General features: G+C 58.9%; 23 protein-coding genes and 1 pseudogene. 11 read left to right on the forward strand and 13 right to left on the reverse strand.

Going from position 1 to position 23,966, the window contains the following annotated elements; all coding sequences use genetic code 11:
- Positions 1 to 19: 19 nt before the first annotated feature.
- Complete coding sequence (foxA, locus tag VPX56_RS03300) at positions 20 to 2,128, forward strand: ferrioxamine B receptor FoxA (protein WP_326469857.1); 2,109 nt, start codon at positions 20 to 22, stop codon at positions 2,126 to 2,128.
- Positions 2,129 to 2,189: 61 nt separating this feature from the next.
- On the opposite strand, the gene VPX56_RS03305 is transcribed toward foxA, so the two are convergent.
- Entirely contained in the window at positions 2,190 to 3,605 is a 1,416-nt protein-coding gene (locus tag VPX56_RS03305; RefSeq protein ID WP_326469859.1) for an aminotransferase-like domain-containing protein, read from the reverse strand.
- Positions 3,606 to 3,781: 176 nt separating this feature from the next.
- Between VPX56_RS03305 and VPX56_RS03310 the strand changes: the two genes are divergently transcribed.
- A complete protein-coding gene (locus tag VPX56_RS03310; protein ID WP_023334364.1) occupies positions 3,782 to 3,943 on the forward strand; it encodes a DUF1127 domain-containing protein in 162 nt (53 codons plus the stop codon).
- 56 nt (positions 3,944 to 3,999) lie between these two features.
- On the opposite strand, the gene pdxR is transcribed toward VPX56_RS03310, so the two are convergent.
- Positions 4,000 to 5,388: a MocR-like pyridoxine biosynthesis transcription factor PdxR gene (gene pdxR / locus VPX56_RS03315; RefSeq protein ID WP_326469861.1), complete on the reverse strand. Its 1,389-nt coding sequence runs from the start codon at positions 5,386 to 5,388 to the stop codon at positions 4,000 to 4,002.
- A gap of 101 nt (positions 5,389 to 5,489) precedes the next feature.
- On the opposite strand from pdxR, the gene VPX56_RS03320 reads away from it, so the two are divergent.
- The gene (locus VPX56_RS03320; protein ID WP_010427243.1) at positions 5,490 to 5,969 is read left to right on the forward strand and encodes a carboxymuconolactone decarboxylase family protein; all 480 of its coding nucleotides are present in this window, start codon (positions 5,490 to 5,492) and stop codon (positions 5,967 to 5,969) included.
- Here VPX56_RS03320 and VPX56_RS03325 read toward each other — a convergent pair.
- Entirely contained in the window at positions 5,956 to 6,858 is a 903-nt protein-coding gene (locus VPX56_RS03325) for a LysR family transcriptional regulator (RefSeq protein ID WP_326469864.1), read from the reverse strand. The two genes, VPX56_RS03320 and VPX56_RS03325, sit on opposite strands and share 14 nt — an antisense overlap.
- A gap of 100 nt (positions 6,859 to 6,958) precedes the next feature.
- Here VPX56_RS03325 and VPX56_RS03330 point away from each other — a divergent pair, with 100 nt between their 5' ends.
- The 5 genes and pseudogenes from VPX56_RS03330 (at position 6,959) to VPX56_RS03350 (ending at position 11,606) form a co-directional block, all read left to right on the forward strand.
- Positions 6,959 to 8,374, forward strand: a complete 1,416-nt coding sequence (locus VPX56_RS03330) for an aldehyde dehydrogenase family protein (protein WP_326469866.1) — start codon at positions 6,959 to 6,961, stop codon at positions 8,372 to 8,374.
- Positions 8,375 to 8,580: 206 nt separating this feature from the next.
- Positions 8,581 to 8,713 (forward strand): annotated as a pseudogene (locus VPX56_RS03335) (antibiotic biosynthesis monooxygenase family protein); the annotation flags it as partial.
- 277 nt (positions 8,714 to 8,990) lie between these two features.
- A complete protein-coding gene (locus VPX56_RS03340; protein WP_326469868.1) occupies positions 8,991 to 9,461 on the forward strand; it encodes a MarR family winged helix-turn-helix transcriptional regulator in 471 nt (156 codons plus the stop codon).
- Positions 9,458 to 10,525: an HlyD family secretion protein gene (locus VPX56_RS03345; protein WP_131634087.1), complete on the forward strand. Its 1,068-nt coding sequence runs from the start codon at positions 9,458 to 9,460 to the stop codon at positions 10,523 to 10,525. Before VPX56_RS03340 ends, VPX56_RS03345 begins: the two co-directional genes overlap by 4 nt.
- A 4-nt stretch (positions 10,526 to 10,529) precedes the next feature.
- Positions 10,530 to 11,606 (forward strand): DUF2955 domain-containing protein, encoded by a 1,077-nt coding sequence (locus VPX56_RS03350; RefSeq protein WP_326469870.1) that lies wholly within the window; start codon positions 10,530 to 10,532, stop codon positions 11,604 to 11,606.
- Here VPX56_RS03350 and VPX56_RS03355 read toward each other — a convergent pair.
- A complete protein-coding gene (locus VPX56_RS03355) occupies positions 11,576 to 12,874 on the reverse strand; it encodes a DUF445 domain-containing protein (protein WP_326469871.1) in 1,299 nt (432 codons plus the stop codon). The two genes, VPX56_RS03350 and VPX56_RS03355, sit on opposite strands and share 31 nt — an antisense overlap.
- A 170-nt stretch (positions 12,875 to 13,044) precedes the next feature.
- Between VPX56_RS03355 and VPX56_RS03360 the strand changes: the two genes are divergently transcribed.
- Together VPX56_RS03360 and VPX56_RS03365 are read left to right on the forward strand one after the other, a co-directional pair.
- Complete coding sequence (locus VPX56_RS03360) at positions 13,045 to 13,332, forward strand: BrnT family toxin (protein ID WP_010427219.1); 288 nt, start codon at positions 13,045 to 13,047, stop codon at positions 13,330 to 13,332.
- Positions 13,319 to 13,621, forward strand: coding sequence for a BrnA antitoxin family protein (locus VPX56_RS03365; RefSeq protein WP_326469874.1), 303 nt, complete (start codon positions 13,319 to 13,321; stop codon positions 13,619 to 13,621). Before VPX56_RS03360 ends, VPX56_RS03365 begins: the two co-directional genes overlap by 14 nt.
- Before the next feature lie 30 nt (positions 13,622 to 13,651).
- On the opposite strand, the gene VPX56_RS03370 is transcribed toward VPX56_RS03365, so the two are convergent.
- Positions 13,652 to 14,290, reverse strand: a complete 639-nt coding sequence (locus VPX56_RS03370; RefSeq protein ID WP_326469876.1) for a LysE family translocator — start codon at positions 14,288 to 14,290, stop codon at positions 13,652 to 13,654.
- Between the two features lie 47 nt (positions 14,291 to 14,337).
- On the reverse strand, positions 14,338 to 15,081 hold the full coding sequence (locus tag VPX56_RS03375; RefSeq protein WP_326469878.1) for an AraC family transcriptional regulator: 744 nt from the start codon (positions 15,079 to 15,081) through the stop codon (positions 14,338 to 14,340).
- A gap of 156 nt (positions 15,082 to 15,237) precedes the next feature.
- Between VPX56_RS03375 and VPX56_RS03380 the strand changes: the two genes are divergently transcribed.
- On the forward strand, positions 15,238 to 16,608 hold the full coding sequence (locus VPX56_RS03380) for an NAD-dependent succinate-semialdehyde dehydrogenase (RefSeq protein WP_263609943.1): 1,371 nt from the start codon (positions 15,238 to 15,240) through the stop codon (positions 16,606 to 16,608).
- A 150-nt stretch (positions 16,609 to 16,758) separates the two neighbouring features.
- On the opposite strand, the gene VPX56_RS03385 is transcribed toward VPX56_RS03380, so the two are convergent.
- The 7 genes from VPX56_RS03385 to hpaB all read right to left on the reverse strand — a co-directional run bounded on the left by VPX56_RS03385 (position 16,759) and on the right by hpaB (position 23,820).
- Positions 16,759 to 17,304 carry a YfaZ family outer membrane protein gene (locus VPX56_RS03385; RefSeq protein WP_326469880.1) on the reverse strand — a complete coding sequence of 182 codons (546 nt, stop codon included), beginning with the start codon at positions 17,302 to 17,304 and terminating at the stop codon, positions 16,759 to 16,761.
- A gap of 389 nt (positions 17,305 to 17,693) precedes the next feature.
- Positions 17,694 to 18,647: a GTPase gene (gene yjiA, locus VPX56_RS03390; protein ID WP_131634079.1), complete on the reverse strand. Its 954-nt coding sequence runs from the start codon at positions 18,645 to 18,647 to the stop codon at positions 17,694 to 17,696.
- A gap of 10 nt (positions 18,648 to 18,657) precedes the next feature.
- Positions 18,658 to 18,861 carry a YbdD/YjiX family protein gene (locus VPX56_RS03395; protein ID WP_003856610.1) on the reverse strand — a complete coding sequence of 68 codons (204 nt, stop codon included), beginning with the start codon at positions 18,859 to 18,861 and terminating at the stop codon, positions 18,658 to 18,660.
- A 116-nt stretch (positions 18,862 to 18,977) separates the two neighbouring features.
- Positions 18,978 to 21,131 carry a carbon starvation CstA family protein gene (locus VPX56_RS03400; protein ID WP_326469882.1) on the reverse strand — a complete coding sequence of 718 codons (2,154 nt, stop codon included), beginning with the start codon at positions 21,129 to 21,131 and terminating at the stop codon, positions 18,978 to 18,980.
- A gap of 217 nt (positions 21,132 to 21,348) precedes the next feature.
- The gene (locus VPX56_RS03405) at positions 21,349 to 21,606 is read right to left on the reverse strand and encodes an HTH domain-containing protein (protein WP_326469884.1); all 258 of its coding nucleotides are present in this window, start codon (positions 21,604 to 21,606) and stop codon (positions 21,349 to 21,351) included.
- Positions 21,607 to 21,727: 121 nt separating this feature from the next.
- The gene (locus VPX56_RS03410; protein WP_326469886.1) at positions 21,728 to 22,240 is read right to left on the reverse strand and encodes a 4-hydroxyphenylacetate 3-monooxygenase reductase subunit; all 513 of its coding nucleotides are present in this window, start codon (positions 22,238 to 22,240) and stop codon (positions 21,728 to 21,730) included.
- A 17-nt stretch (positions 22,241 to 22,257) separates the two neighbouring features.
- Complete coding sequence (gene hpaB, locus VPX56_RS03415) at positions 22,258 to 23,820, reverse strand: 4-hydroxyphenylacetate 3-monooxygenase, oxygenase component (RefSeq protein WP_014168483.1); 1,563 nt, start codon at positions 23,818 to 23,820, stop codon at positions 22,258 to 22,260.
- Positions 23,821 to 23,966 lie beyond the last annotated feature (146 nt).

The following is a 23,966-nucleotide window of genomic DNA, read 5'->3' on the forward strand; positions in this document are numbered from 1 at the left end:
TTCTTATTAACAATTAGAAATGCCTTTGGAGAGGATCATGTTTGCTAAATCGCGTCTGGCACTGCTGGTGGGATGGGTTACCGGTAGCGTCGCTTTTCCTTTGATGGCGCAGGATGCGCAGAAAACAGATACCGTGGTGGTCACGTCGCAGATGCAGTCTGCCGCCACCAAGCTTGAAACGCCGGATATCGAAACCCCGCAGTCCGTTTCTATCGTCACCCGCGAGCAGTTCGAAGAGCAGGGCGCAACCAGCGTGCGTCAGGCCGTGAGCTACACGCCGGGCGTGTATAGCAACCAGATTGGTGCCTCTAACCGCTTCGACTATATCGTTCTGCGCGGCTTCTCCGACGGTAGCCTGGATAACGTTTACCTCGACGGCCTGAAGATGATGGGCGACACCAACTCCCACAGTTCGCTGGTGGTCGATCCGTGGTTCCTCGACAACATTGAGGTGGTGCGCGGCCCGGCCTCCGTGCTCTACGGGCGCTCGTCGCCTGGCGGGATTGTGGCGCTCACCTCCCGCAAGCCGTCGTTCGATCCGGGCGGGGAGATCAAGCTTTTCGCCGGGAACAATAACCAGCGCGGGGCGATGTTCGACGTCACCGGGCCGGTGGACGATAACGACCGCGTGGCGGTGCGCCTGAGCGGGATGACCCGTTACGCTGATTCACAGTTCGATCCGCTGAAGGAAGAGCGTTACGCCCTGATGCCGAGCCTGACCTGGCGCATCACCGATAACACCCGCCTGGAGCTGATGGCCTATCTGCACCGCGATCCGGAAGGCGGTAGCCACTCCGGCCTGCCGTACGACGGCACGGTAGATCCGCACTACGGTAAGAAAATCTCCAATACCTTCTATGAAGGGGAGGATGATTACGACAAATACGATCGTCGCGAAAACATGGTGGGCTATAACGTCGAGCATATGTTCGACAGCGGCTGGTCGGTGCGCCAGAAGCTTCGCTACCTGCACACCAAAGTGGAGCTGAACCAGGTGTATGCCGCGGGCTGGCTGAATGAAACTGAACTCAACCGCGGCTATTCCGGCTCTGACGAGAAGATGAACGCCATCACCCTGGATAACCAGGTCGACGGCAGCTTCGACACCGGAGTGGTAAACCACCGCGTGCTGATCGGCATGGACTATCAGGATCGCAGCAACAATGTGAAGGGCTACTACGGCGGCTTCCCGCCGATAGACGCCTTCCACCCGGTGTACGGCGCGAAGCCGGACTACATCACCCAGTACAGCAAGGAAAAACACAAGCTGCGCCAGACCGGCTACTACCTGCAGGATCAGATGTCCATTGACCGCTGGCGCCTGACGCTGGGCGGGCGTTACGACCAGGTGAGCGTGTCTAACGTCGACAACTTCAACCACACCCGCAGCGATCTGGATAAGAACAACTTCAGCAGCCGCGCGGCACTGTTGTACCTGTTTGATAACGGCGTCGCGCCGTACGTGAGCTACTCTACCGCCTTTACGCCGACCAGCTTTGCCGACGAGAAGGGCAATATTCTGGACCCGATGAAGGGCAAACAGTGGGAAGCGGGCGTGAAGTATGAGCCGGAGGGGATGAACAGCCAGTTCAGCGCCTCGGTGTTCCGCATTAACCAGAAGAACATCGCCACCAAAGAGGAACCGACCGATCCGTACCGTTCCATCGGTGAAATCGAGTCCGAAGGCGTAGAGCTGGAGGCGATTGGTCAGCTGACCGACAGCCTGCGCCTGCAGGCGGCGTACACCTATACGGACATTCGCTACAAGAAGAGCAGCCCGGAGGAAGAGGGCAAGCGCGCCGTCTATGCCCCGCGTAACATGGCCAGCGGCTGGCTGAGCTACGACGTCAAAACCGGCCCGCTGGACGGCCTGACCGTTGGCTCCGGCGTGCGCTACGTAAACGGCATCACCAGCGATCGCCAGAATACCCATACGCTACCGTCGTACACGCTGGTGGATATGGTGGTGGGCTATGACCTGTCGAAGTTGGGCCTGACGGGCGTAAGCGCGCAGCTGAACGTCAATAACCTGACGGACAAGAGCTACGTGGCGGCGTGTAACTCGCTCTCCTACTGCTACTTCGGTGCAGAACGCAGCATTGTGGGCAGCGTTTCGTGGAAGTTCTGAGTCGTTGACGATTTCCACCCTCTCCCTGTGGGAGAGGGTTGGGGTGAGGGCAAAAAACGCACTACTCCTCCATCGCAATCACAATCGCTTCGCCCATCTTTCTCAACGCCTCGCGGTTCTTCTCGGTCGGCGGCAGCGCCACGTTGATCCGCAGGCAGTTGCGGTACTTCCCGGAAGCGGAAAACAGCGACCCGGCCGCCGCCTGGATCTTCAGCCGGCACAGCTGTTTGCTGACGCACACCATGTCCACCTTCTCCGGCAGCTCAATCCACAGCAGGAAGCTGCCCTGCGGACGCGTGACGCAAATCTCCGCCGGAAAATACTGCCGCACCCAGCAGGTGTAGGTTTCCATATTCTGCTGATAAATCTGGCGCATGCGACGCACGTGGCGATGGTAATGGCCGTCGCGCACAAACGCCGCTACCGCCATCTGCGTGCCCGGCACGTTAAACCCGCCCGCGGCATACTTCATGTGCATCACGCGGTCGTAATAGCGCCCCGGCACAATCCAGCCGACGCGCAGGCCCGGCGCCACGGTTTTGGTAAACGAGCTGCAGAGGATCACGCGGCCATCTATGTCCATCGAGTGAATGGTGCGCGGGCGCGGGTACTCTGCCGCCAGCTCGCCGTAAATGTCATCCTCAACGATGACGATATCGTGCCGCTGGGCCAGCGCAAGCACCTGCTTCTTGCGCGCTTCCGGCATGATAAAACCGAGCGGGTTATTGCAGTTCGGCACCAGGATCACCGCCTTGATCGGCCACTGCTCCAGCGCCAGCTCTAATGCCTCGATGCTGATCCCGGTTTCAGGATCGGTTGGGATCTCGATGGCCTTGATGTCGAACCCGCGCAGCATCTGCATGGTGCCGTGAAACGACGGCGACTCCACCGCCACGATGTCCCCGGGTTTACACACCGAGAGCAGGGCGATCGACAGCGCGCCGTGGCATCCGTTGGTGATGACAATCTCGTTCGCCGCCACCGTTGAACCGCCGTCGAGCATCAGGCGGGCGATCTGCTCGCGCAGCTCCAGGCGCCCGTCGAGCACGTCATAGCTCAGCATTTCAGCCGGATTATGCTGTGCAATGCGGCTCATCTCTCGCCACAGCGGCTTCAGGCTCGGCTGGTTAACGTCCGGCGATCCGCCGCCAAAGGAGATCATCTCTTTGTCAGCGCGGGCGTCCAGCAGCATCATCACTTCATCCCACTGGGTGACGTCCACGGGGCGCTGCACCGGGCGCGTCATGGCCGGAACGGGCGGCTGGGCCTTGCGCTGAGAGACAAAATAGCCGGAGCGCGGCTGAGGCGTGATCAGCTGGAGGTTTTCGAGAATATGGTAGGCCTGCTGTATGGTGCTGATGCTCACGCCGTGCTCCTGGCTCAGCGTACGCACCGACGGCAAACGTTCGCCGCTGCGATACAGCCCTTGTTCAATGCGTTCCGCCAGAAGATTGGCCAGATGTTGGTAGCGCGTCATGCTGTATCCTTTGTTTTCACCATACAGATTAGTAAACCAGTACAGATTGCCGCAAAAATTGCCATGCAGTTACTGTTTTAGCGGATCTGTATGTTAAACAAAAGTTGTTTTTGAATCTGTATTGTACGAGCCGATTTCCACGATGATATCCCCACTGGCACAGTGAGGAGAGCATCGTGGAATTCTATGAGAACCGTTCAAAACGTCCGTTCGTCGTGTTTGTCTGGATCGGCAAAACGATCTGCAACTGGTATCGCATCAACCGCACCCGCCGCATATTGAGCCAGATGAGCGACGAGCAGCTCAAGGATGTGGGGTTGTCGCGGTATGACGTGTAGGCGGCAATGCACCGCAGAACGTAGGCCGGGTAAGGCGCAGCCGCCACCCGGCGATTTCAGCTCAACAGCGCAAGCGTCTGCCGTTTCGGCCTTTCCAGCAAATCCACCGCCTCCTGATACGACCGCACGTTGTTATAGCCCATCACCAGCCCGTAGCGTTTGCCCGACCCGCGATACCATTCAGAAAGTGCGTTCACCTGCAGCTGCTGCGCCTGCCAGCAGTGCGCAATCTCCCGGTCGCAGCTTCCCTTCGTGAGAAACGCCACAACATGCATCCCGCCGTCGTTTTGCTCGGTGAAAAACAGATCGCCATACACCTCGCGCAGGGCGGCAATCATCCAGTTGCGGCGGGTCTGGTACAGGGCTCGCATTTTCTTGAGATGGCGGAAAAAATGCCCCTCGTTGAGGAACGCGGTGAGGATCTTCTGCGTCAGCACCGGCTGGCCGCTGGCGACGATGTCCGCGCAGTCGGTGAACGCCTCAACGGTGCTGGCGGGCATCACGATATAGCCCATCCGCAGCGACGGCATGATGGTTTTGCTGAAGGTGCCCATAAAGATCACCCGGTCGTGCTGGTCGAGGCTTTTCAGCGACGGCAGCACCTTGCGGGTGTAGTGAAATTCGCCGTCGTAGTCGTCCTCGACGATCCAGGCCTCGTGCTGCGAGGCCCAGTCGAGCAGCTGCTGCTTGCGCGGCAGCGAGAGGGTGACCGCCAGCGGGCTCTGGTGCGACGGCGTGACGATAGCAAAGCGGGCGTCGCGATGGTTGCGCAGCAGGTATTCGGTATCAACGCCAGAGCGATCGACGGGCACGGTGTGCAGCCGCGGCACGATCCGCTTGAGAAGCTGCTGTCCCATAAAGTAGCCAGGATCTTCAAACACCACCTTGTCGCTGCGGCTGGCGAGGGTATCGAGGATCAGCCGCAGGCTGCCGCTGTAGCCGCTGGTGATTAAGATCTGCTCGGCGCTGCAGGAGAGCCCGCGCGAGATATTGAGATAGCGGGCAATCGCCTCGCGCAGCGGATACCAGCCCAGAACGGGCGGGTTGAGCATCTCCTCCTGACGCATGGCGCGCGTTGCCTGGCCCGCCAGCAGCAGCCATTTTTTATAGGGAAAACTGTCGAGCGAGGGAATGCCGGGGCGCAGAAATCCCGCCCGCTCGCGCTGGCTGATGAGCGATTCTGGCAGCGTGCCGGTGGGCTGTTCCGCAGGCGCATTTTTGGCGGGCAGCAGAAGATCCGGATTCACCCGCGTGCCGCGCGCGCCCTGGCTCACCAGATACCCTTCGCCCGTCAGGATGGCGTAGGCCGTTTCGACGGTTTTACGCGCCACCTTCAGCTCTTCGGCCAGCACGCGGATGGCGGGCACCCTGTCGCCCGGCTTCAGCACGCCGCGCGTGATGTAATCGCGATAGCGAGAATAGATCTCGTGATAGCCGAGCTTCATGTCCTACCTCATTTTGGTGATTTTGTATCTTTTTACTATGTCATTAACGGCGTAGATTTGCCTCATCGCATGACACATGCCGCACAAAAAGAGGAAAGACAATGAGCACTCGCGTTAACCACCACAAAGCTACACCTGCCCTCGCCAACGCCCTGTCCGCCCTGAGCATGGAAGTGGCAAAAACCTCCATCGACCCGGCGCTGAAGCACCTGATCGACATTCGCGTGTCGCAGCTGAACGGCTGTACCTTCTGCCTGGACATGCACTCGAAAGAGGCCAAAATCGCCGGGGAGCGTGAGCTGCGCCTGTACCATCTGGCGGCCTGGCGCGAGTCTCCGCTGTTCAGCGCCCGCGAGAAAGCCGCGCTGGCCTTCACCGAAGCGCTGACGCAGATTGGGGTTCACGGCGTGAGCGACGCGCTGTACCGCAGCGTGGCGGAGCACTTCTCGGACGTCGAGATTTCAGAGCTAAACTTCGCCATCGTGGCGATCAACGCCTGGAACCGTCTGGGGATCACCTCCCGCATGGAGCCGGGATCGCTGGATGCGGCTTACGGGCTGAACAAGGCTAACCTGGAATAATTCCGCGCTCGCGGATCGTCGCCACCAGCGCCCGCAGTCCCGGCGGGACGTGGCGATGCCCTGGGTAATACAGGCGCAGCCCGGCAAACGGCTGCGTCCAGTCATCTAAGACGCTCACCAGTTCCCCGCTTTTCAGCTCGTCCTGAATATAGAGTTCCGGTAAAAACCCCACTCCTAAACCCGCCTTCACGGCCCGAATTGACGCGAAAAGATCGGACGTCGCAAAGCGCGGCGGCACGGCCAGCGCGTACGTCTCCCCGCGACGCGACAGCTCCCAGCGGTAGATCCCGCCGTGGGCCATGCGCATGCCGATCCCCTGATGCGAGAGCAGATCGTCCGGCGTCTGCGGAATGCCGTGACGCGAAAAATATTCCGGCGTGGCGGTGACGAGCTGGCGGATCTCGCCGGTCAGCGGCACGGCGATCATGTCCTGCGGCACGGACTCCTCAAGGCGGATCCCGGCGTCATAGCCTTCCGCGACGATGTCGATCATTCGCGCTTCGCTGACGGTCTCTACGCGCATCTTCGGGTAGCGGATCATAAAGTCGATCAGCAGTTGGTCCAGAAACAGGGTGCCGATATGATTCGGCACGTTCAGACGCAGCGTGCCGGTAAGTTCCCCGGCGTCGCCGTGGATCTCCTCGCTGGCGAGACGGATCTCCTGCAGGGCCGGGCCGATACGCGCCACGTAGCGTTGTCCGGCGTCGGTGAGCGCCACGCTGCGGGTGGTGCGGTTAAAGAGGCGGGTATCAAGGCGGCTCTCCAGCCCGGCGATGGCGTTGCTGACCGCCGTGGCGGACATGCCCAGCTCCTGCGCCGCACCGCGAAAGCTGCCGCGACGCACCACCGCCATCACCACTTCCAGCTCTGTCAGACCTGAACGATGCATAGATTATCCTAAAAATCGAAACAACCCTTGCAGCATAGCGTGGATTATCGCAACGGAGAAGCCGTGCCAGACTGTGTTCACACAGCCTGAGGAGGTTTATATGCACACCATCGAACAGATCTTTATTAACGGCGAATTTGTTACCCCGCACGGTACCGAGTGGTTTGATTTGTACAACCCGGCGACGGCGCGGGTCATCGGCCAGGTTCGCCTGGCGGATGAGGTTGACGCAGAGCGCGCCGTTGCGGCGGCAAAAGCGGCGTTTCCGGCGTGGTCGCAGACCACAAAGCAGGAACGCATCGCGGCGCTAAAACGTATGCACGTCGCCGTGGCCGCTCGCCACGACGATCTGCTGGAGGCGGTCATTGAAGAGTACGGCGCGCCCGCCTCGCGCTCGGCGTGGATGGCAAGCTATCCGGCGGAGGTGATTGCCCAGGCCATTGAGGCGCTGGAGGCGTTTGCATTCGTCACCCCCGCAGGCGCAGCCAGGGTGCAGATGACGCCGCTCGGCGTAGCGGGGCTGATTACGCCGTGGAACAGCGACGCGGGATTTATCTGCGGCAAGCTGGCGGCCGCACTGGCGGCGGGCTGTACGGCAGTCATCAAGCCGAGCGAAATGAGCGCCCTGCAAACCCGGATTGTCACCGAAGCGCTGCGCGATGCCGCCCTGCCGCCGGGCGTGTTTAACATCGTCACCGGGCGCGGCGACACGGTAGGAGAAACCCTCAGCCGCCATCCGGACGTGGCAAAAATCTCCTTTACCGGCTCGACCAATACCGGCAGGGCGATCCTGCGCAACGCGGCGGAGAGCTTTAAGCGCGTGACCCTGGAGCTGGGCGGCAAATCGCCGACGATCCTGCTGGATGATGTGGATCTGGCGCAGGCGATCCCGCTGGTGATTCAGGCCGGGTTTATGAACAGCGGGCAGGCGTGCGTGGCCGGAACGCGCATTCTGGTGCCGCAGGCGCGTAAGGCGGAGATCGAAACCGCGCTGGCGCAGGCCGTGGCGGCGGTCAAATCCGGCGACCCGCGCGATAGCGCAACGGACGTCGGCCCGATGGTCAGCGAAAAGCAGTGGCTGCGGGTGCAGGGCTATATCCGCAAAGGAAGCGAAGAGGGCGCGCGCCTGCTGGCGGGCGGCGAAGGGCGACCAGAAGGCACCCGGGACGGCTGGTTTGTGCGCCCGACGCTGTTTGTAGACGTTAACAATCAGATGACGATTGCCCGTGAAGAGATCTTCGGCCCGGTGCTGTGCGTAATCCCCTATCGTGACGAGGCGGAGGCGATTGCCATTGCCAACGACACAGAGTACGGCCTGAGCGCGATGGTGCTGGGCGGCGATGCGGACCGCGCGCGCCGCGTGGCGCAGCAGATTGTTGCAGGCCGGGTGCTGGTGAACACGCTTGCCCATGAACCGAAAGCGCCGTTCGGCGGGTTTAAGCACTCCGGCGTGGGGCGCGAGATGGGCGAGTGGGGGATTCGGGCGTTTATGGAGCCGCGGTCGATTCTGGGTTAAGACCCGCCCGGTGGCGCTGCGCTTACCGGGCCTACAGGAGCCCGTAGGCCGGATAAGCGCAGCGCCATCCGGCACAACACTTCGCTCCTTACCGAAGCATTGTGCTTTTCCAGCCTGCATTCTCTCCTCACCCTCACAACGGAGAGACACCCATGATTGCAGTCATTTTCGAAGCCAAAGCCGCGCCCGCGCATTAGGCGCGTTACCTGCAGCTCGCCGCAGAACTCAAGCCTCTGCTGGCGGACATCGACGGCTTTATTGATATCGAACGTTTTCAGAGCCTGACGACCGACGGCAAAATCCTGGTGGCGGGATGAAGAGGCCGTCCCCCCCTGGAAGCAGAGATCACCAGGCCCGGGCACGTTCACCGGTCATATCGTTACAGAGTAGCAAGGAACATAAAGTGAACGGAATGACCGCCGGAGTCGTATGTTCCCCCTCACCCCCGCCCTCTCCCTCAAGGGAGAGGGGGTCGTCCGTGCAGACATTATTTTGGGGGGAACCCTCTCGGGAGAGGGAGAACATCGTTTTCGCAATTCCTGCTCTTTCGCCTCTCGTTTCTTGATACTTATCCTGATAACTATTATCGTGATGGCGTAATACGAGAGGACTCCCCATGAGTGAAGAAGATCTGTTCTGCCGCAGGCCGATGGGCATGCGGATGGCGATGGTCGTGCGCCAGTGGCGCGCGGTGATCGACGACGCCATTCTCGATACCGGGTTAACCCAGTCGAGCTGGACGGTGATGATGCAGCTTCAACAGCTTGGGGATAACGTCTCGGTGAGCGAGCTGGCGGAGGTGCAGGGCATTGAACTGCCGCCGCTGATGCGAACCCTGACGCAGCTGGAAAAGCAGGGTTACCTGCTGCGCGCCGTATCGCCTTATGACAAGCGCATCCGGCTGTTGACGCTGACGCCTGAGGGTAAAACCGTTCTTAAAACGCTCACCCAGGTTATTGAGAACTTTCAGGCTCGCGTATCGCAAAACATCGCGCCGGAACATATCGACATTTTCAGCGCCACGCTGAATCAAATCGCCTGCAATTTGCGGACAATCCGCGAAGAAGATAACAAGACCGAAAAATAATGACTCCTGAACAAAAGTTTGCCCGCTGGGTAAGGGTAAGTATTGCCTCTTTCCTGCTGATGTTTGTCTACTTTATCGTCGCGGATATCTGGATCCCGCTGACGCCGGACTCCACCGTGATGCGCGTGGTGACCCCGGTGTCCGCGCGCGTTTCCGGCTACGTGGCGGCCGTCCACGTGCACAACAACAGCCAGGTCAAGAAAGGCGATCTGCTGTTTGAACTCGACGACACGCCGTTTCGCAATAAGGTCGAAGCCGCGCACATCGCGCTTGAGCAGGCTCGGCTCTCCAACGATCAGCTGGACGCGCAGATCGCCTCCGCGCAGGCCAGCCTGAAAACCGCCGTGCTGACGGCGCGTAACGACAAAGTCACCTTTGACCGTTACCAGAAGCTGAGCACGCTGCAGAACGTCTCCCAGTCAGATTTGGATAAGGTCCGCACCACCTGGCAGAGCAGCGAACAGTCCGTTAGCTCACTTCAGGCCAACATCCATAACCTGCGCATTCAGCGCGGCGAGCGGGACGAGCACCGCAACGTCACGCTGCAAAAATACCGTAACGCGCTGGATGAGGCCGAGCTGAACCTCGGCTGGACGAAGGTTTATGCCGAAGCCGACGGCACGGTGAGTAATCTGCAGCTTAGCCCGGGCTTTTACGCCACTTCCGGCTCGGCCGCGCTGGCGCTGGTGAACAACCAGACCGATATCGTGGCCGATTTCCGCGAAAAAAGCCTGCGCCATACCCATCAGGGCACCGACGCCGCCGTGGTTTTTGACGCCTTCCCGGGGCGGGTGTTCCGCGCCCACGTAACCAGCAGCGACGCGGGGATACTCGCCGGGCAGGAAGCGGTTAACGGTCAACTCTCCGAGCCGGAAACCTCCAACCGCTGGGTGCGCGACGCCCAGCGTATGCGCATTCACGTCGCGCTGGACGAGGCGCTGCCGAAGCATCTGCCGACCGGCGCGCGCGCCACCGTGCAGCTCTACAACAGCGAAGGACCGTTTGCGCGCTTCTTCTCCGGGATGCAGATCCACCTGGTGAGCCTGCTTCACTATGTTTATTAGTTCGATGTCTATTAGCACCCTGGCGCGGGTCTTTACCCCGCATGGCAACATCGTCTATACGGCAAATGACTTTCGCCAGACCCTGCGCATCGTCTTTGCCGGGATGATCGCGCTCAGCATCTCCAGCTTCTACAACACCAGCTACGGCGTGTTTTTTGTCGTCTACCCGATCATGCTCCTTTCGCTGGTGCCGGTCTTTAACCGACACGTGGCGAAGCAGTTTATCTTTAGCGCCTCGCTCAACTGCGTCGAAATGGTGCTCATCATCGGCTATCTTTCGCAATGGCCGGTCATCATGACGCTGGTGGTGTTCGCCCTGTACGTGATGCGTTTTCGCTTTATGAGCAAGGGGCCGCTGTTCCTGTTTGGCTCAATGGGCGTGGTCTGCCAGAGCGTGATGCTCAACTTTATGAGCTATCCCACCACTAACTGGCACACGCTTTTATTCTCCAACATCGAAGCGAGCGTGATGGCGGTATGCCTGAGCGCGCTGATGAACTACCTGCTGCCGGACGTTGAGCCGCGCAGGCCGCCGCCGCTGATCGAGAAAGACGATGCCCGCGTGCGACACGAGTCGCTGCTCTCCGGCACCGTCGCGACGATGATTTTCGTCATTTTTCAGATTAGCGATTTAAGCGACTCGCTCTCGGCGCTGATGGCGGGCATTTTGATCCTGTTCCCGATGCACTATCGCGGCTCGGTGATGAGCTCCATCTGGCGCGTGGTGGGCGTGGTGCTGGGCTGTATTTACATCCTCATCGTGCAGCTCGTCCTCTACGACCACAGCAGCCATATGCTGCTGATGATGCCGCTGATTGGCCTCGGTCTGGCGTTTGGGGCGCGTTTACACGTGATGGAAAAGGTCGGGGCAGGCGTAGGCTTCGCCAGTATTACCACCATCGGCATTATGTTCGGCCAGAACATGCACCCGGACAGCGATCTGGTGTTCAGCGATCTGTACCGCATCACCTCCGTCACCGTTGCGCTGGTGGCGACGCTGACGATGGTGTTTCTGGTGCACCTGATCCTGAACCGCTTCGAAACAACGCGCTACGTCATCGCGCCGCCAAAAGCGGAGTAATGCGCCAGCACGGCGGGCAGCTGTGAGAGTAAAAACAGGATCAGGCCAATCGTCCCGCCGACCAGCGTGCCGTTGACGCGAATGAACTGCAGATCTTTGCCGATGTTAAGCTCAATCTGGCGGGACATATCTTTGGCGTTCCAGCTTTTCACCGTGTCGCTGATGTGGCGGGTCAGGAAAGCGGCAAAATCCGGCGCGACGCGGTGCGCGGCCTGCTCCAGATGCTCGTTCAGCGAGGCCTGCAGGTTCGTGTCGTTCGTCAGGGTTTCACCAAACCACTGGCCGGCATTAGCGATACGCTGCTTCACGCGCGAGTCCTCGCTGTGCATATCGGCCTTCAGCCACTGGCGCAGGTCGGCCCACATCTCGCCCAGATAGCGGTTAAACGCGTCGTCATTCTTCAGATAGTGCTTGATGTTATCGGCTTTGGCCGCCATCTCCGGATCGTTTTTCAGGTTGTCGATAAGCTTCAGCGTGGCGCGGTCAAACGCCTGACGGATCTGGTGCGTGCGGTCGTGGGTGATATCGTCCAGCAGCGTATTCACCGCGTTCGAGACCATCTCCGCGCTCTGGTCGCCCAGCCATTCGGTGGGCAGCACCATCGCCTTGCGCGGGTGTTCGGTCTTGAGCCAGTGGACGATCTGGTCAGAGATAAACTCCCGCGTGCTTTCACGCTGAATTAGCGTAATCAGACGGCTGATGATCGCATCCAGCAGCACCTGATGGCGGTTGTTTTTGGTCATGCTCTCCAGCATGACGGCGCTGGTTTCGGTGAAATCAACCTTGTCGATGGCCTTATGCACCGCGCGTTTGAGCAGGCGCTGTATGCGCCCGTCGTCGGTGAGTTCCAGAAAACCGCTCATCACCTGAATCAGATGCTGCCCGACCCGCTGGGCGTTGTCGGGCTTGCTGAACCAGGTGCCAATCATCTGCGCCGGCTCGTAGCGGCGGATCAGCGCGACAAGGGATTGCGTATCGAGGAACTTTTCCTGCACGAACTGGCCAAGATTGTCGCCAATCCGGTCTTTATTGCGCGGGATGATCGCCGTATGGCGCGCGATAAACGGGATGGGCACCCGGCGAAACAGCGCGACGACGGCAAACCAGTCCGCCAGCGCGCCGACCATCGCCGCCTCGGCAATGGCCTTCACGCCGCGCACCCAGAAGGTCTGCGGCAGGAAGAGCGTGGTGATAAACGCCGCGACGGCAATCAGCAGCAGCGACAGCGCCAGCAGCTTGGCGCGTTTGAGTTCGGTATGTTTTTCCATGGGTTAAGGATAGAGGGTTGTGGGGGGAAAGTGCAAAGAAGGAGAAGGGCCTCTGCATTTCAGCTTCTGGAATGCGCCTTCAGAAAATGAAATTGAATGATGTCGACTGGTTCAATTTACGAACGTTTTGTATATGCTTTTTTGTATATACAATAAGGGAAGGGTAAACTATGCCAACGGAGTTTGAATGGGATACCAACAAAGCGAAAAGTAATCTCATTAAGCATGGGATCCGCTTTGAAGAGGCAGTTCTGGTGTTTGACGATCCTTACCATTTATCTCTGCAGGATCGTCATGAAAATGGAGAGTTCCGTTGGCAGACCATTGGCCTTGTACATGGTCTAATTGTCATTATGGTCGCACACACGGTACGTTTTGAAAGTGGTGACGAAGTCATTCGAATCATTAGCGCACGAAAGGCGGACCGTAAAGAGAGGAGCCGTTATGAGCATGGTTAAACATAAACGCGGTAGTGCGCTTGAGGTTAGTGCTCGTCGTGAGGCTGAGCTCAAAGCACTCGCCGAAAAATCGGAAGCAGAGATTGATTATAGCGATATCCCTGCCGCAGGGGATGAACAGTGGTCAGGGGCGGTGCGAGGGAAGTTCTATCGACCACTCAAAACTCAGGCATCTGTACGTATCGACGCTGACGTGATGGAGTGGCTTAAACGGCCTGGAAAAGGTTATCAGACGAGGCTCAATGCCATTTTGCGTGAAGCAATGCTGCGCGATCAAAACAAAAAATAAGCAATGGGCGGCGTTAGGCTGCCCGCTATCTCAGCGTATAATTTCCACCAACCGCCACACCACCCACACGCCAAACCCCATCAGCACCACTCCCGCCGTGCGCTCAATCCGCCACAGCGAACGGCTAAGCTTCTGTTGAACCGCTCGCAGCCCCATCAGCGACACCAGCGCCAGATCCCACACCAGCACCACCATCACCATCCAGACGCCGCAGGTCGCCTGTTGAAGCAGCGTCACGTCCGGCCCCAGCAGCGCCGTCATCAGCGCCAGATAGAACAGGGCATTCTTCGGATTAAGCAGCGCCGAGCCGAGCCCCAGCAGGATCTGCTTACGCAGCGAAGGAAAGCGCTGGTGGGTTTCATTCAGCGCCAGCGCCTGAGGTCGGCTGCGCACCAGGTGCGAGCCAATCCAGAGCAGGTACAGCGCGCCGGAGAGCTCAATCAACGTGAACAGCCACGCAAACTGGCGCAGCGCGCTCCATCCCGCAATCACCAGCAAAATGTACAGCCCGTTGCCTGCGGCAATCCCTACGCACAGCCCGGCGCTGCCGCGCAGGCGGTAGCGTGCGGCGTAGCCTACCAGCAAGAAAAAATCGGGACCCGGGCTCAGCAGGGCAACAAAATGCGCCAGCGCCAGGGCGAGAAATGCGGAGGGGAAGAACAGTTCCATAGCGACCTCTGAATAAAAACGGAGGTCAGCTTACGGTGTTCCAGAACCTATTTATTGTCTGATATTGATCGGCCGGTCGCGTACTGGCGGGGCGTAGCTGCGGTGTAGCTCACAAAGGTTTTGTGGAAATGGCTCTGGTCGGCAAACCCGCTCTGGTAGCCGACGTCGGCGATCTCATCTCCGGCACGCAGGCGCGCTTTGGCATATTCCACGCGGGAGACGTTGAGGAAACGCCCTGGCGTTAGGCCGGTGTCCTGCTTGAAGGTGCGGATCAGCGTCTCTTTACGCAGGGAAAATTGCCGGGCCAGGGCGTCCAGCGTGGGCGGCGCGGCAAGATCCTGCAAAATCGCCTGCTGCAGCTGCTGGCTGATTGGACGTAGTCTCTGCCTGTCTTCTCCATTCGAAGGAATTGCTGACAGCAACGCGTTCAGCGCCTTTGATGACATGTTTTCAACAACATCCAGATAGCGCTTAAAGAGTGATGCGTTACGAATGACCAGCTGCCCGAGGGGAAGGTCAGTGTCGATGTAGAGCATATGGTAGCTGCGGGGCTGCCCGGCCACCGGGTTACAGCTGTGCGGGACGTGCGCGGGGATCGCAATGATGTCGCCCGGCGTCAGCAGATATTCCTGCCCACCGCACACGCACCGCGTACTCCCCTCCATAATCGCGCCGATCGACACTTGCGCATGGCTATGACGCTTATACGCCTGCGTGCTCTGCCACGTGCTGCGCAGTTCGAGGCCGGGCACGCGGTTGAACGTCTGACGAACGAGGCGGGTATCGGGCATAGGGTATCCTTTTATGAGCTACGTTTTTTATACCATCCCGGTGGGTATCCCGACAGCGTCTCGCTAAGAACCGTCTGGATATACCCAACTTTACGTCCATAGCCAGTCAGAGTGACTACCCTTAATACCCTAAGCGGTAAATTAAGGAGATTCGACATGGCTTATCAGACAGTAAATCCTGCCACTAACCAGCTCATCAAAGAATACCCCTCACATACCGATGCGGATATCGAAGCGGCGCTCAAGGCGGCCGATGCGCTTTACCATTCGGACTGGGCGAAAGGCGACATTAACCAGCGCCTGCCGGTGCTGCATAAGCTCGCCGACCTGATCGACGAGCGCGTGGAGGATCTGGCAAAAATCGCCAGTCAGGAGATGGGTAAGCTCATTGAGCAGAGCCGTGGCGAGGTAAAACTGTGCGCGCAGATCGCCCGCTATTACGCCGACAACGCGAAGCAGTTCCTGGCGCCGGTGAAATACGAATCTGAACTCGGTGAAGCCTGGGTTGAGCACCATCCTATCGGCGTGCTGATGGCCGTCGAGCCGTGGAACTTCCCTTACTATCAGCTGATGCGCGTGCTCGCGCCGAACCTGGCGGCGGGGAACCCGGTAATTGCCAAGCACGCCAGCATCGTGCCGCACTGTGCCGAAACCTTTGCGCACCTGGTGCGCGAGGCGGGCGCGCCGGAAGGGGCGTGGACCAACCTGTTTATCTCCTCCGATCAGGTGGCGAATATTATTGCCGACGATCGCGTGCAGGGGGCGGCACTGACCGGTTCCGAGAAAGCGGGTAGCGTGGTCGCGGCGCAGGCCGCGAAGCACATCAAGAAATCTACGCTTGAACTGGGCGGTAACGACGTGTTCGTGGTGCTGGACGATGCCGACCTGGATAAAGCCGTGAAGATCGGCGTTAACGCGCGGCTCAACAACGCCGGGCAGGTTTGTACGGCGGCGAAGCGCTTTATCCTGCACGAGAAGATCGCAGACGCGTTCCTGAGTAAATTCACCGAGGCGTTTAAGCAGGTGAAAATTGGCGATCCGCTGGATGAAACCACCACGCTGGGGCCGCTGTCATCCAAAGATGCGCTCGAGACGCTGACTAAGCAGGTTAACGAGGCGGTGAAAAATGGCGCGAAGCTGCACCATGGCGGCAAGCCGGTTCAGCGTGACGGCAGCTTCTTTGAGCCGACGATCCTGACGCATATCTCGCGCGATAACCCGGCGTACTTCGAGGAGTTCTTCGGTCCGGTCGCGCAGGTTTACGTGGTGAAAAGCGATGACGAAGCGGTCGCGCTGGCTAACGATTCCCACTACGGCCTGGGCGGCGCGGTGTTCAGTCAGGATATCGAGCGGGCGAAGAAAATGGCGTCGCGCATTGAAACCGGCATGGTCTACATCAACTGGCTGACCGATACCGCTGCGGAGCTGCCGTTTGGCGGCGTGAAGCGCTCCGGTTACGGGCGCGAGCTGTCGGATCTGGGGATCAAAGAGTTTGTGAACCAGAAGCTGGTAGTCGTGCGTCAGTAAGCAGTAAAAAAACCTGCCGGTTGGCAGGTTTCCATGACCCTTTCTTGCCGGGTGGCGCTGCGCTTACCCGGCCTACAATGTGCAACAGTATCAGCAGATTGCACTGTTCACTGTAGGCCCGTGCGTAGCGCCGCCGGGCGAAGTACTGGCTTAGAAGCTCACGCCGCCACCGAAGTATGCGCCGTCAATCAGGGTGTGGTTAGGACGGCCGTCTTTGCCGTCAACGCTCACGTGGCGGTAGCCCACTTTCAGCGTAACCGGCTTGATTGGTGACCAGCTTACGCCGCCGTTCGCTTCAACGTAGTTTTTCACGCTGTTGTTCAGGCCGTCTGGTGCAACATAGCCTTCGCCGAAGACGTTAATGCTGTCGGTCAGGGCCACGTTCACGCCGCCACCGATTGGGAACGCCACGCCGTTATCGCCTTTCTTAGGGCCGATGTAGATAGCTTTCGCGCCAGCGTTCAGCATCACCGGGCCCACTTCCAGGTTGTAACCTGCGCCAACGCCACCGGTCTGGGTGCCGTCATCGGTGTTTTTGAGCCAGTTACCTTCGGTGTACAGGCCGGAAGAGGATTTACCCATTTCCACGTTCAGGTTAGTAAAGTTTTTACCCTGCTCAATGCTGCCGCCCATTGCCAGTGCGGAGCCAGAAACTACGGTCAGAGCGGAAAGGATAAGAACGTTGAGCTTTTTCATGAGTATTTCCTCGTCATCAAATTAATCTGAGGACACCTTAACAAGCGATGTTTATGACTGCAAATGTGACGGTGGTCGCGGTTTTATGCTGATTTTGTTAATGATTTTGCTTTTGATTGTTATGGCGGAGTTGGGGCAACATGACGTCAATACGTAATGCTTTTATGTTTAGATTGAGTTTAATTTTTATCTAAACGGACGCTGAACGGGGGAAGAAATAGTGATTTGAAACGCATTAATTGTATTTCTAATAATTTCCAAAAATGTTTCTGTTGAAATGGATAAATACCTAAGTTTACATTTTTATGTTTAATTTATACGCAGTCCCGAACTTTCTAAACGTTCCCGTTAACCCTTTTCCTCAGCGTGGGGGTTAACGGGACATGCCGCTATTTACGTAACCCTGCAAACGCCGCCCGAATTTCCTCTTCCGGCAGTTCTAAACCAATAAACACCATCACGCTGCGTGGCGTTTCATCGCCCCACGGCCTGTCCCAGTCGGCGCTGTACAGGCGCTGCACGCCCTGGAACAGCAGGCGGTTTGGCTCGCCGTCGATCCACAGCATGCCCTTGTAGCGCAACAGCCTGTCGGCAAACGACAGCAGCAGGTTCTCCATCACGCGCGATACCTCGCTGATGTCCACCGGGTAGTCCAGATCCACCACAATCGACGCCACGTCGTTTTGCTTATCCGCCATAAAGTGAAAGCGCGGTTTCGCGGTGACGTTCTCTTCCAGCATAAAGCCGCTGGTGTTGAACAGCTGAGACAGATCGATATCGCCGTGCGTCACGGTGTAAATCGGCGCGCGCGCGTTAATGCGCGTCAGGCGCTCGCGAAGTTTTTCGCTCTCACCGGCCACGTCGGTTTTGGTGAGCAGGATGCGGTCGGCGTAGCCCACCTGAGACTGGGCGATGGTGAACTGGTTCATCTGCTCGTCGGCGTGTACCGCGTCTACCAGAGCAATCACGCCGTCCAGCAGGTAGCGCTGGCAGAGGATCTCGTGAGAGAAAAAGGTTTGAATAATCGGGCCGGGGTCGGCCATGCCGGTGCACTCAATCACCAGACGGTCAAAGTCGATCTCGCCGCGATCGCGGCTGTCGAGCAGGTCCAGCAGGGCGTCTTCTAATTCGTTAGAGCGGGTGCAGCAGATGCAGCCGTTGGTGAGGGTTTTGATCTGGGTGGCGCGATCGCCTATCAGCTGGTCGTCAACGGAGACTTCGCCGAACTCGTTTTCGATGACGGCGATTTTGAAGCCGTGCTGTTCATTCAGGATATGGCGCAGCAGGGTGGTTTTGCCTGCGCCGAGAAAACCGGTCAGCAGGGTAACGGCAATCGGGGTCATGGTCTCTCCTTTAGCAGCAGCGGACGCCGCCTTCTCCACTTCCGCCGTAGCGCGCTTCCTGACGCTCGCGGAAGAATTCGGTGTAGGTCATGTACGGCTTATCCGGATGGTTGGTCTTCATATGCTCAACGTAGTTGTCATAGTCCGGAATGCCAATCAGCATTTTCGCCGCCTGACCGAGGTATTTTTTTGCTTCGCCTAAGTTACCAAACATTGTGGGTTCCAGACAAAAAAGCACCCCTCACCCCGACCCTCTCCCCAAAGGGGAGAGGGTGGAATCGTCCCCTCTCCCCTTTGGGGAGAGGGTTAGGGTGAGGGGATGTTTGTGAATTAATGGTGAGAAGAGGTCTTCACGCCGCCTTCCGGCACCGGCACGTACGGGGTTTCTTTATCCGTACGCCCGTCGGCGTTGCGCACGTTCATCCAGGTTTTGATACCGTAGAAGATGATGCTGTACACCACCACCAGGAACAGAATGCTCAGACCCGCGTTGGTGTAGTTGTTCACCACGATATGGTTCATGTTGGCAATCTGCTGCGCGGTCAGATCCCCGCCGCCTGCGGCAATCTTCTCTTTGTACTGGTTAGCCATGAAGAAGAAGCCTTCCAGCTGCGGGTTGGCGCTGAACAGCTTCAGGCCAAGCGCCCAGGTGGTGCAGAGCAGCAGCCACAGCGCAGGAACAACCGTTACCCAGATGTATTTGGTGCGTTTCATCTTCACGAGGACCACGGTACCGAGCACCAAAGCAACGGCTGCGAGCATCTGGTTAGAGATACCGAACAGCGGCCACAGGCTCTTCACGCCGCCCAGCGGGTCAACAACGCCCTGATACAGCAGGTAGCCCCACAGGCCGACGCAGCCCGCAGTACCCAGAATACCGGCGACCAGTGAATCAGTTTTCTTCAGGAACGGCACGAAGTTACCGAGCAAATCTTGCAGCATGAAGCGGCCCGCACGGGTACCGGCGTCCAGCGCGGTCAGGATGAACAGCGCTTCGAACAGAATACCGAAGTGGTACCAGAAGCCCATGTCCGCCCACGGCAGCACTTTGTGGAACACGTGTGCGATACCGACGGCCAGCGTAGGAGCACCACCTGCGCGGTTCAGCACGGACGGTTCGCCGATGTCTTTCGCGGTCTGCATGATCTGCTCAGGCGAAATCACGAAGCCCCAGGAGCTGACGGTCGCCGCGGCGTGTGCGCTCGCGTCCTTCAGCTGCGCCATTATCAGCGCCGCGTTGTCACCGCCCATCTCGTGCAGGTTCGGCATGGTAATGCCGAGGCCAGCAGGCGGGGTGTTCATCGCGAAGTACAGGCCCGGCTCGATGATGGAGGCTGCCACCAGCGCCATGATCGCCACGAAGGACTCCATCAGCATTGCGCCGTAGCCGATCAGACGCGCGTCTTTCTCGTTCGCCAGCAGCTTAGGCGTGGTACCGGACGCAATCAGGGCGTGGAAGCCAGAGACCGCGCCGCAGGCGATGGTGATAAACAGGAACGGGAACAGCGCGCCTTTCCACAGCGGGCCGGTGCCGTCGATGTACTGCGTGACCGCAGGCATTTTCAGATCCGGGTTAATCACCAGGATACCGATCGCCAGACCGACGATAACGCCGATTTTAAGGAAGGTCGCCAGGTAGTCGCGCGGGGCCAGAATCAGCCACACCGGCAGCAGCGCGGAGATAAACGCATAGCCAATCAGCGCGAAGGTGATGGTGGTGTCCTTGAAGGTCAGCGCCGGGCCCCAGTACGGGTCGTGCGCAATCACGCCGCCGAAGTAGATGGAGGCAACCAGCAGCACGATACCGATGACCGACACTTCACCCACGCGGCCCGGACGGATAAAGCGCATGTAGATACCCATGAACAGCGCAATCGGCACGGTTGAGCAGACGGTGAAGACACCCCACGGGCTTTCGGCCAGCGCTTTCACCACGATCAGGGCCAGCACCGCGAGGATGATGATCATAATCAGGAAGCAGCCGAACAGCGCGATAGTCCCCGGCACGCGGCCCATCTCTTCTTTGACCATCTCACCCAGAGAGGCGCCGTTACGGCGAGAAGAGATAAACAGCACCATAAAGTCCTGCACCGCACCCGCCAGCACCACGCCGGCGAGCAGCCACAGGGTACCCGGCAGGTAGCCCATCTGCGCGGCCAGCACCGGGCCGACCAGCGGGCCAGCGCCTGCGATCGCGGCAAAGTGGTGGCCGAACAGCACGTAGCGGTTGGTTGGCACGTAGTTCAGGCCGTCATTGTTAATGACCGCCGGGGTGGCGCGCGTCGGGTCGAGCTTCATGACCTTCTGCGCGATGTACAGGCTGTAGTAGCGATAAGCCACAAGATAGACGGAAACCGACGCGACCACGATCCACAGGGCGCTTACGTGTTCGCCCCGGCGTAATGCGACAACCGCCAGACAGAAAGCGCCGAGGATCCCGAGTAATGCCCAGGGCACGTGCTTCAGTAGTTTTTTAGTATCCATAATAGACCTGGTTTTTTATGTAAGAAAAAGGGGTCAGGGTTTGTTGTGAGGAGGTATTGATTAATGCTGGGGGGATCGTGCCAGATCTTTGCGCGCGTAAAGTACGGTAAATGGGTGAGTGGTTGAAAGCGATGCGTGAGCGGTCAAAAGCGAGGGCGAGTGGTTAAGGCTCGCCGCCAGCGGAGAAAAATATGTGATTGAGATCACTAAGGATAATCTACTCTTGTGCGGCTTCGCCGTTCACTTCATGACAATGCGTGCAGCGATTTTGCTGATAGGCCGGAAGCAGCTGATACTGCCCTTTGCCGTCGTGTTCGATAATCGGGGAGAGCGCCTGTAAATCGCGGTAAACCGTACGTTCGGTAATGCCAAATTTTTGCATCAGATCGCTACGAGTAACGTTTCCGTCGCGGTGCAGGGCAATAATAATGTCAACCAGACGTTCAGCCGAGCGGCTACGGGATGAAGGAGCCATAAGACTTTCCAGCGTTAAGGGGGCGGCTGGCGATAAGCGCCTGCCGCCCCGGAAAATTTATCTTATGGATAGTTAACGGCGTACTTTTGCGGAAACCTTAGCGTTTTTTTACGCCGGGGGATTAAATCGCGGCCTCCATCTCCATGACTACCGGGTGGAAGCGGCGTTTAAAATAGATCAGGCCGTGGCCCTCTTCACTGAGGATGATGTTTTTAATTTCAACAAGATAGACGAGATGCGTGCCGATGGCCTGCACCTGACTTATCTCGCCCTCCAGGCTTGCCAGCGCGCCTTTCAGCACCGGCTGCGCCAGCGGCCCTTTCTGCCAGCAGGAGAGGGTAAACCGCTCCTCCATGGCCATGCCGGTCATCCCGGCGAAGTGGCGGGCCATAATCTCCTGCTCGTGGTTCAGCACGTTCACGCACAGCCTGCCGTTGCCCTGAAAGACCGGATTCATGGCGCTGTTGGCGTTGATGCAGACCATCAGCGAAGGCGGTGTATCCGTCACCGAACAGACGGCGGTGGCGGTGATACCGCAGCGGCCCGCCTCGCCCTCGGTGGTGACCACATTAACCGCAGCCGACAGGCTGCTCATCGCGTCGCGAAAACGCAGGCGTTGTTCATCTGAATGCATTGCAACCTCCCGCTGCGCTATTTCAGCAGCTTGTCGAGCATGTTGATATCGCTGTTGTTGTGCAGGTGCGGCACCGTCCAGCCGTGCTGGTCGTATTCGGACATGCAGCGGTCGACCATCGCCATCATCTTGTCCATGTTGCCGGAGCTTTGCGCCTGGCGCAGACACTGCAGGCGGATCTCATCCTGGCTGCCGGAGTAGTTGATTTCGTACAGCTCGTGACGGCCGCCAAACTCGCTGCCGATGGCGTCCCACATCAGCTTCAAGATCTTGATGCGTTCGACGTGATCCATACCGTTCGAGCCGCGCACGTACTTCGCCAGATACTGGTCGATCTGCGGGTTGTTCAGGTCGCGGGCGCTGGACGGCAGGTAGATCAGACCGGACGTCACGTTACGCTCGATGATGTTCTTGATCTTGGCGTAGGCCATCGGGGCCATCACGCGGTAGGTTTGCAGCGCGGCGTGATCCGGCAGGTACGCGCCGTTGACCCACGGCGTGGCTTCGGAACACATGGAGTCGCTCAGCGCCCAGAACATGTTGCGCCAGGCCACCACTTCCCCGAGATCCGCCTGCACGCCGCGGAACTCCAGGGTGCCGGTGCACTCCAGGGATTTCTTCAGCAGGGCGGTGATGAAGTCGAGCTTCACCGCCAGGCGCACGCAGGCCTGCAGCGGGTACATCCGCGCAAAGCCGCCCTCCATCGTCCAGCGGCGGCAGCGGTCGAAATCGCGGTAGATCAGCACGTTTTCCCAGGGGATCAGCACGTGGTCCATCACCAGGATCGCGTCGTTCTCGTCGAAGCGGCTGGAGAGCGGGTAGTCGTACGGGGATCCGGTTGCGCCTGCCACCATCTCGTAAGAGGCGCGGGAGATCAGCTTCACGCCTTCGGCATCCATCGGCGCGACGAACATCAGCGCAAAGTCCGGGTTTTCGCCCATCACCTGCGCGGAGCCAAAGCCGATCATGTTGTAGTGGGTCAGCGCCGAGTTGGTTGCCACCACTTTCGCACCGCTGACGATGATCCCGGCGTCGGTCTCTTTCTCCAGCTTGATGTAGACGTCTTTCACCTCGTCCGCCGGCTTGTGGCGGTCGATCGGCGGGTTAACGATGGCGTGGTTGAAGTACAGGCCGGTTTCCTGAATGCGGGTGTACCAGTTGCGGGCGTTCTGTTCGAACTGGCCGTAGAAGGCCGGGTTAGCGCCGAGCGCGCAGCCGAATGCGGCTTTGTAGTCCGGCGTGCGGCCCATCCAGCCGTAGCTCAGGCGCGACCACTCGGCGATGGCGTCGCGCTGCTGGCGCAGGTCATCGGCGCTTTTCGCCACGCGGAAGAACTTATGGGTATAGCCGCCGCTGCCGGTGTCGGTGCCCCAGCAGAGGGTGTCCTGCATGTCCGGCTTGTGCAGCGCGTCGTACATCTGCGCGATGGAGGCCGCCGCGTTGCGAAACGCCGGATGGGTGGTGACGTCTTTGACGCGCTCGCCGTAGATATAAATCTCACGGCCGTCCTGCAGGCTCTTTAAATACTCTTCGCCGGTTAACGGACGTTTGGCATCAGCGCGGAAATCTTCAGGCTTCATAGGGACCTCGTATCGGAATAGTATTGTTAAACTTATGTTTTGTTTTTGTTGTTTAATTGAAGCCTGCGAGGGGCGTAACGTGAAGGGACGATTGGGACAACGGCGGGTACTTTTCGGGCGGGATTGGGATTTGTGATCGTTGTCCC

Source organism: Enterobacter wuhouensis (assembly GCF_035835995.1).
Taxonomy (GTDB): Bacteria; Pseudomonadota; Gammaproteobacteria; order Enterobacterales; family Enterobacteriaceae; genus Enterobacter; species Enterobacter wuhouensis.